Source organism: Staphylococcus simulans (assembly GCF_047037175.1).
Lineage (GTDB): Bacteria > Bacillota > Bacilli > Staphylococcales > Staphylococcaceae > Staphylococcus > Staphylococcus simulans_C.
On sequence record NZ_CP178243.1, the window covers coordinates 1 to 8,025 of the forward strand.

General features: G+C 32.5%; 6 protein-coding genes and 2 pseudogenes. All 8 read left to right on the top strand.

Annotated elements, in window-relative coordinates:
• The first annotated feature begins 43 nt into the window (after positions 1 to 43).
• Entirely contained in the window at positions 44 to 1,273 is a 1,230-nt protein-coding gene (gene mobV / locus ACFCT9_RS12970) for a MobV family relaxase (RefSeq protein WP_015382137.1), read from the top strand.
• A 237-nt stretch (positions 1,274 to 1,510) separates the two neighbouring features.
• Positions 1,511 to 2,875 carry a winged helix-turn-helix transcriptional regulator gene (locus tag ACFCT9_RS12975; RefSeq protein WP_015382138.1) on the top strand — a complete coding sequence of 455 codons (1,365 nt, stop codon included), beginning with the start codon at positions 1,511 to 1,513 and terminating at the stop codon, positions 2,873 to 2,875.
• An 88-nt stretch (positions 2,876 to 2,963) separates the two neighbouring features.
• Entirely contained in the window at positions 2,964 to 3,467 is a 504-nt protein-coding gene (locus ACFCT9_RS12980; RefSeq protein ID WP_047641513.1) for a DUF536 domain-containing protein, read from the top strand.
• Positions 3,468 to 3,488: 21 nt separating this feature from the next.
• Positions 3,489 to 3,668, top strand: a complete 180-nt coding sequence (locus tag ACFCT9_RS12985) for a DNA adenine methylase (protein WP_329444173.1) — start codon at positions 3,489 to 3,491, stop codon at positions 3,666 to 3,668.
• A 53-nt stretch (positions 3,669 to 3,721) separates the two neighbouring features.
• Positions 3,722 to 4,402, top strand: a complete 681-nt coding sequence (locus ACFCT9_RS12990) for an IS6-like element IS1216 family transposase (protein ID WP_056994973.1) — start codon at positions 3,722 to 3,724, stop codon at positions 4,400 to 4,402.
• A gap of 209 nt (positions 4,403 to 4,611) precedes the next feature.
• A complete protein-coding gene (gene optrA / locus ACFCT9_RS12995; RefSeq protein ID WP_412521701.1) occupies positions 4,612 to 6,579 on the top strand; it encodes an ABC-F type ribosomal protection protein OptrA in 1,968 nt (655 codons plus the stop codon).
• Between the two features lie 20 nt (positions 6,580 to 6,599).
• Positions 6,600 to 7,238, top strand: a pseudogene (locus ACFCT9_RS13000) (aminoglycoside adenylyltransferase family protein); the annotation flags it as partial.
• Between the two features lie 5 nt (positions 7,239 to 7,243).
• Positions 7,244 to 7,588 (top strand): annotated as a pseudogene (locus ACFCT9_RS13005) (bleomycin resistance protein); the annotation flags it as partial.
• Positions 7,589 to 8,025: the final 437 nt, after the last annotated feature.

Here is an 8,025-nt window from a genome sequence, read left to right on the forward strand (position 1 = left end):
ATGGAAGGTGTGTCCGTACATATCAAGAAAGGAGTTGTTATTTATGTCAATGATTGTTGCTAGAATGCAGAAAATGAAAGCTGAAAATTTAGTAGGAATTGGAAACCATAATCAAAGAAAAACAAAAAATCATTCTAATCCTGATATAGATACTTCTCTTTCAAAACTGAATTACGATTTAGTAGATCGTACTCAAAATTATAAAACTGATATTGAAAATTTTATAAATGAAAATAAAACTACTACCAGGGCAGTTAGAAAAGATGCAGTTTTAGTTAATGAATGGATTATTTCAAGTGATAAAGATTTTTTTGATAATCTAACTGAAAGTGAAATAGAGAATTTTTTTGAAAGGTCAAAAGATTATTTTGCTGAAAAATTTGGAGAGAAAAATATTCGATATGCAACTGTTCATTTAGATGAAAGCACTCCACATATGCATATGGGTATTGTTCCCTTTGATAAAGATAATAAATTAAGTGCTAAGAGAGTTTTTAATCGACAAGCTCTTCGTGATGTTCAAGAAGAATTGCCTAAGTACTTACAAGATTTTCAATTTGAAATTGAAAGAGGACAAAAAGGATCTGAAAGAAAAAATTTAACTGTTCCAGAATTTAAAAAATTAAAAGAAGAAGAAAGAGAAATAAAAAAAGAATTAGAAATAAAAAAAGATGAATTAATGGCTTACACAAAAGAAAATAAAATTGATAAAGAAATTGATATAACACCAATAAAAGAAATGGAAGATGTGGAGATTGAAACTGATGAGAAATCTCTATTTGGAATAACTAAAACTAAAACAGTTAGACAATGGACTGGCAATATAGTTTTATCTGAAAAAGACTATTTAAAATTAAGGCAAAAAGTCAATAAAGGAAAACAAGCAGAAGGAAAATTAGAAGCTATTTTAGAAACTGATGTTTACCAGGAAAACAAAGAGCTAAAAAATGAATTAAAAGATCAGATAGATAAAAATGATAAAGATATTGATGATTATAATGATCTTGTTAAAAGATATAATAATTTATATGAAGAAAATACTTCTTTAAAGAACCAGATTGGCGATTTAAAAGAAGAAATTAAGTTAATATACCAATCTACTAAAAGATTCTTTAAAGACCGTATAAGCGATTTTAAAGCCTTTAAAGAAGTATTTAAAGAGTTAGCTGATAGTATATCTAATATATCAAGAGAAAAGGGATTAGATAGTAGTTTCAAGAAAGAATTTGATAGAGAAAACAAGAAAAAGCGAACTAAAGGAATGAGTCGATAATTTTAGTATATGCTGTATACTCTGTAAACATTGTATACAGAGTAAATTGAGTAAACAGCGTATACACAATAAAAATGTTCATTTATCTATTGATAATCTAAGTCCCCCTACTAGTCTTTAGGGGTATTGTTTTAAAAGGGGTGAAAATATGTTATAATAAAAGTGTTCATTTATCTATTGATAATCTAAGTCCCCCTACTAGTCTTTAGGGGTATTGTTTTAAAAGGGGTGATTTATATGAGTAATAACATAAAGAATAAGAAGAAAAATTATAAGGAAGTAGAAGAGCTATTAGGTTTTCATTATGTAGAAGTAAAGGGAGAAGAATTTTATAGATATATATTTCCTAATAACCAAGATGAAGGAGAAATGCCGGCAGATTATTCTAAACCTAATGCTATTTATTTATATAAGGATTCTAAAGATGAGGGTACAGAAAGAAAGTTAAGAAGGAGAATAATGCTTAATGATACCTGGGAAGAAGACTATAAAGAGTTTGTAGAGAATAATCCTATGACCCTATGCTCAGGTTTAGCTTATAGAGGTCGTGTAAATCGGTTAGAGTATGCTCAGAATATGAATGCTTTGGTTTTTGATCTTGATGCAGTAGGTAAAAATGAGTTAATGAATTTATTTTCAAGAATAGGTAAAAAACCAGGTCTTAGAACCCTCCCTCAACCGACTTTTATTGTAATGAGTGGTACAGGTCTTCATATTTACTATGTATTTAAAGAGCCGATTGCTTTATATCCGAATATTAAGCTTCAGATGAAGCAGTTAAAGTATGATTTAACTTTTAAAATGTGGGAGTATAAGGCGACTTCACAAGAAAAACAGATACAGTATCAGTCAATTAATCAAGGCTTTAGAATGGTTGGATCTAAAAATGATAAGTATGATTTACCTGTAATAGCTTTTAAAACTGGCGATAGAGTTACTTTAGATTATATTAACTCTTATGCAGATGAAGAAAAAAATAGAGTAGATATAAAAAAGCGATTTAGACCAACTCAATATTCTTTAAAAGAAGCAGAAGAGAAGTTTCCAGAGTGGTATGAAAGAGTGATTGTTAAGGGAGATAAGAGAGCTAAAAGATGGGATATAAAGAGAGATCTTTATGATTGGTGGTTGAGACAGTCTTATAAGGTTAAGGGTGGACATCGTTATTTTTATTTAATGTGTATGGCAATTTATGCTGTAAAGTGTAATATTCCCAAAAGTGAAGTTCGAGAAGATATGTATAAAATATTTGATGAATTAAAAGAAATAGAACATTCCAATCCTTTAGAAGAAGATGATATTAAATCGGCTTTAGAAACTTATGATAGACAATACTATAATTTTACTATTGATGACATTGTAAAATTAACAGATATTCCTATTGAAAAAAATAAAAGAAATTATAGAAAACAAGATCAACATTTAAAACTTGCAAGAGGACAATTAGAGTTACTTAAAGAAATGGGAGAAGTTGAAGTAGGTAGACCTTCAAAAGAGAGTCTTGTTAGGGAATATTTAGAAGACAATCCTGATAATTCTCCAACAGAAATAGCTAGAAATTTAGGAATTTCCAGGACAACAGTTTATAAATATATAAATTAAAGTGTACAGCACTGTACTAAAGTGTACAACGAAACGTACAGCAATCTGTACAGCGTTATGATACAGTATTTCATAAGTGAGGTGGCATATGAAGGATAATATTTATACAATAAAAAACTTATGTGATGAATTAAATCAGCCAAGACAAAAGGTAAGAAGAAGACTTGAAAAGTTTGAAATTAAAGCGATTAATGAAGATACAAGAACTTATGAAAATGAACCTCTGGAGTATGATTACCAAGCTTTTTTGAAATTAGCAGAAGAATTTGATATACGAATTGACAATAAAGATTGTACAGCAAGTGTACAACAGCGTACAACGAATGAACAGCACCGTACAACAGAAGAAACAAGCAAAGATAAACTGATAAAGGTACTAGAAGAGCAGTTAGAAGAAGCGAATAAATCAAGAGCAAACTTAGAAAAACTTTTAGACCAACAACAACAGTTAACTTTGATTTCTAATAAAAAACTTGAATCATTGAAATTAGAACTTGAAGAAAAAGAATCAGAAACACAGATTGATGAAGGAATAAATAAAGAAGAAATGAAAAAAGATGAAAAAAAGAAGTGGTGGCAAATTTTTAGATAAATATAAAAGGAGAGAAATACTATGGCAGAAAATAAAAACCTTCGTCCCTTATTAAAATATCCAGGGGGAAAAGAAAGAGAATTAAATCATATTAATGATGCTCTACCTTCAATTATAAATAATTATTATGAGCCATTTTTAGGTGGCGGGGCTGTCTATTTTAATATAAATGCAAAACATGGTTCTGTTGCAAAGTTTTAAATCTACTATCAAATAAGGTAGAATAATAGAAAAAGATAGCAGGAGGAATGACGATGAATCATTTTAAAGGAAAGCAATTTCAGCAGGATGTGATTATTGTAGCCGTGGGCTACTATCTTCGTTATAACCTTAGCTATCGTGAAGTTCAAGAAATCTTATATGATCGTGGCATTAACGTTTCTCATACGACGATTTATCGTTGGGTGCAAGAATATGGCAAACTACTCTATCAAATTTGGAAAAAGAAAAATAAAAAATCCTTTTATTCATGGAAAATGGATGAAACATACATCAAAATTAAAGGAAAATGGCATTATTTGTATCGAGCCATCGATGCAGATGGTTTAACCTTGGATATTTGGTTACGTAAAAAACGGGACACACAAGCAGCCTATGCTTTTCTTAAGCGGTTAGTGAAGCAGTTTGATGAACCGAAGGTTGTAGTCACAGATAAAGCCCCCTCTATTACAAGTGCCTTTAAGAGACTAAAAGAATACGGCTTTTATCAAGGGACAGAACATCGTACCATTAAATACCTGAATAATTTGATTGAACAAGACCATCGTCCAGTAAAGAGACGCAATAAATTCTATCGAAGTTTACGCACTGCCTCTACCACGATTAAAGGCATGGAAGCCATCCGAGGATTATATAAGAAAACCCGAAAAGAAGGCACTCTCTTCGGGTTTTCGGTCTGTACTGAAATCAAGGTATTATTGGGAATCCCAGCTTAAATCATAGATGCCGTAAGGGATTTTATTCTTTATTTAAAACTTTGCAACAGAACCGCCATTGCGCTAGCGATTTGGTACAATAAGGGGGAAGTTGAATTATATTTGAAACGATAGGAGGGAGAAGCAAATGAAATCTACAACTAAAGTAACATTTAAAGAACTCCATGTATAGGTGGCTGTGACAAGCTTTACATGGAGTAGAATAATTATTGTCCAAAGCCACCTTTGCAATTGCTAGTACTAACGCAAAGGAGGATATGAAAATGCAATACAAAATAATTAATGGTGCCGTTTACTATGATGGTAATATGGTGTTGGAAAACATCGGTATTGAAATCAATGATAATGAAAAGATTGCTATTGTTGGTAGAAATGGATGTGGAAAAACAACCTTGCTAAAAGCTATTATAGGCGAAATTGAATTAGAAGAAGGAACTGGTGAAAGTGAGTTTCAAGTAATAAAGACCGGTAACCCTTATATTAGCTATTTAAGACAGATGCCTTTTGAAGATGAAAGTATATCAATGGTGGATGAAGTCCGTACGGTATTTAAGACGCTTATTGATATGGAAAACAAGATGAAACAGCTGATAGATAAAATGGAGAATCAATATGATGATAAAATCATCAATGAATACTCTGATATCAGTGAAAGGTATATGGCTCTTGGAGGTCTAACCTACCAAAAAGAATATGAAACGATGATTCGTAGTATGGGTTTTACTGAAGCAGATTATAAAAAACCCATTTCTGAATTTTCAGGTGGTCAGCGAACTAAGATAGCTTTTATAAAAATACTTTTAACAAAGCCAGACATTCTATTACTTGATGAACCTACTAACCACCTTGATATAGAAACAATACAATGGTTGGAGAGTTATTTGAGAAGTTATAAATCTACATTGGTTATTATTTCCCATGATAGAATGTTTCTTAATCGAATTGTGGATAAGGTTTATGAAATCGAATGGGGAGAGACCAAATGTTATAAAGGTAATTATTCAGCCTTTGAGGAGCAAAAACGAGAAAATCATATCAAACAGCAAAAAGATTACGATTTGCAACAGAAAGAAATTGAAAGGATTACACGCTTGATTGAACGTTTTCGTTATAAACCTACGAAAGCTAAAATGGTGCAATCTAAAATTAAATTATTACAGCGTATGCAAATATTAAATGCACCAGACCAATACGATACAAAAACTTATATGTCTAAATTTCAACCGAGAATCAGTAGTTCAAGGCAAGTGTTAAGTGTTTCAGAACTTGTGATAGGCTATGATACTCCTCTTGCAAAGGTTAATTTCAACCTTGAAAGGGGACAGAAGCTTGGAATTGTTGGGAGTAATGGTATTGGTAAATCCACGTTGCTTAAAACACTTATGGATGGTGTGGCAGCATTGTCTGGAGATTTTAAATTCGGATACAATGTTGAAATTGGCTATTTTGACCAACAGCTTGCTCAAATCAGTGGAGATGATACACTATTCGAAATTTTTCAAAGCGAATACCCTGAGCTAAATGACACAGAGGTCAGAACTGCTCTTGGCTCATTTCAGTTTAGTGGAGATGATGTTTTTAGACCGGTGTCCTCTTTGTCAGGTGGAGAAAAGGTTAGATTGACATTATGTAAATTATTATATAAACGTCCTAATGTTTTAATCTTAGATGAACCGACAAACCACATGGATATTATTGGAAAAGAGAATTTAGAGAATATCTTATGCAGTTATCAAGGTACAATTATTTTTGTGTCACATGATAGATATTTTACTAATAAGATTGCTGACAGATTACTTGTTTTTGATAAGGATGGTGTAGAGTTTGTACAATCTACTTATGGTGAGTACGAGAAAAAAAGGATGAATTCTGAAAAGCCATTTAATAACATTAAAGTTGAGCAGAAAGTAGAGAAAAATAACACAGTAAAAGGCGATCGTAACTCCATTGAGAAGGAGAAGGTTAAGAAGGAGAAACGAATTGAAAAACTTGAAGTGTTAATAAATCAATATGATGAAGAATTAGAAAGATTGAATAAAATTATTTCTGAACCAAACAATTCTTCTGATTATATAGTACTGACGGAAATACAAAAATCAATTGATGATGTTAAAAGGTGTCAGGGTAATTATTTTAATGAATGGGAACAGTTGATGAGAGAATTGGAAGTTATGTAATTTTTGAGTTATGCAATAAGGATGTAAAAGTCGTCGTGAATCATAGTTTACCTCAATTAACTCGAAAAAAACTAACAGAAAGACTAATGACTATATCAGGAAAGATTGGAAATACGGATTCTGTTAGACCACTTGAAGTTACGGTTATAAATAGGAGTGAAGTTGTCCCTTGGCAATATCCTCCAAAAAGAGAATTTATATACGGTGAGTGGCTCAGGGGTGAATTTGAGAATGGACAAATTCAGGAACCAAGCTATGATCCTGATTTGGCTATTGTTTTAGCACAAGCAAGAAAGAATAGTATTTCTCTATTTGGTCCTGATTCTTCAAGTATACTTGTCTCCGTACCTTTGACAGATATTCGAAGAGCAATTAAGGATTCTTTGCCAGAACTAATTGAGGGGATAAAAGGTGATGAGCGTAATGTAATTTTAACCCTAGCTCGAATGTGGCAAACAGTGACTACTGGTGAAATTACCTCGAAAGATGTCGCTGCAGAATGGGCTATACCTCTTTTACCTAAAGAGCATGTAACTTTACTGGATATAGCTAGAAAAGGCTATCGGGGAGAGTGTGATGATAAGTGGGAAGGACTATATTCAAAGGTGAAAGCACTCGTTAAGTATATGAAAAATTCTATAGAAACTTCTCTCAATTAGGCTAATTTTATTGCGATAAACTAGGTTTCACTTTGGTTCACCATGAAGATGGATTCGCAGTTCTAATGTGTAATGAGGTTCGGATTCATCTATGGGAGGCAAGTGATGAAGGCTGGCGCTCTCGTAGTAATGATTCACCGGTTTGTACAGGTGCGGAGTCGTTTATTGCTGGTACTGCTAGTTGCCGCATTGAAGTAGAGGGAATTGATGAATTATATCAACATATTAAGCCTTTGGGCATTTTGCACCCCAATACATCATTAAAAGATCAGTGGTGGGATGAACGAGACTTTGCAGTAATTGATCCCGACAACAATTTGATTAGCTTTTTTCAACAAATAAAAAGCTAAAATCTATTATTAATCTGTTCAGCAATCGGGCGCGATTGCTGAATAAAAGATACGAGAGACCTCTCTTGTATCTTTTTTATTTTGAGTGGTTTTGTCCGTTACACTAGAAAACCGAAAGACAATAAAAATTTTATTCTTGCTGAGTCTGGCTTTCGGTAAGCTAGACAAAACGGACAAAATAAAAATTGGCAAGGGTTTAAAGGTGGAGATTTTTTGAGTGATCTTCTCAAAAAATACTACCTGTCCCTTGCTGATTTTTAAACGAGCACGAGAGCAAAACCCCCCTTTGCTGAGGTGGCAGAGGGCAGGTTTTTTTGTTTCTTTTTTCTCGTAAAAAAAAGAAAGGTCTTAAAGGTTTTATGGTTTTGGTCGGCACTGCCGACAGCCTCGCAGAGCACACACTTTATGAATATAAAGTATAGTGTGTTATACTTTAC

Bases quoted from the DNA above. Each gene is read 5' to 3' on its own strand.
- mobV (WP_015382137.1), top strand. From the start codon at position 44: ATGTCAATGATTGTTGCTAGAATGCAGAAAATGAAAGCTGAAAATTTA.
- ACFCT9_RS12975 (WP_015382138.1), top strand. From the start codon at position 1,511: ATGAGTAATAACATAAAGAATAAGAAGAAAAATTATAAGGAAGTAGAA.
- ACFCT9_RS12980 (WP_047641513.1), top strand. From the start codon at position 2,964: ATGAAGGATAATATTTATACAATAAAAAACTTATGTGATGAATTAAAT.
- ACFCT9_RS12985 (WP_329444173.1), top strand. From the start codon at position 3,489: ATGGCAGAAAATAAAAACCTTCGTCCCTTATTAAAATATCCAGGGGGA.
- ACFCT9_RS12990 (WP_056994973.1), top strand. From the start codon at position 3,722: ATGAATCATTTTAAAGGAAAGCAATTTCAGCAGGATGTGATTATTGTA.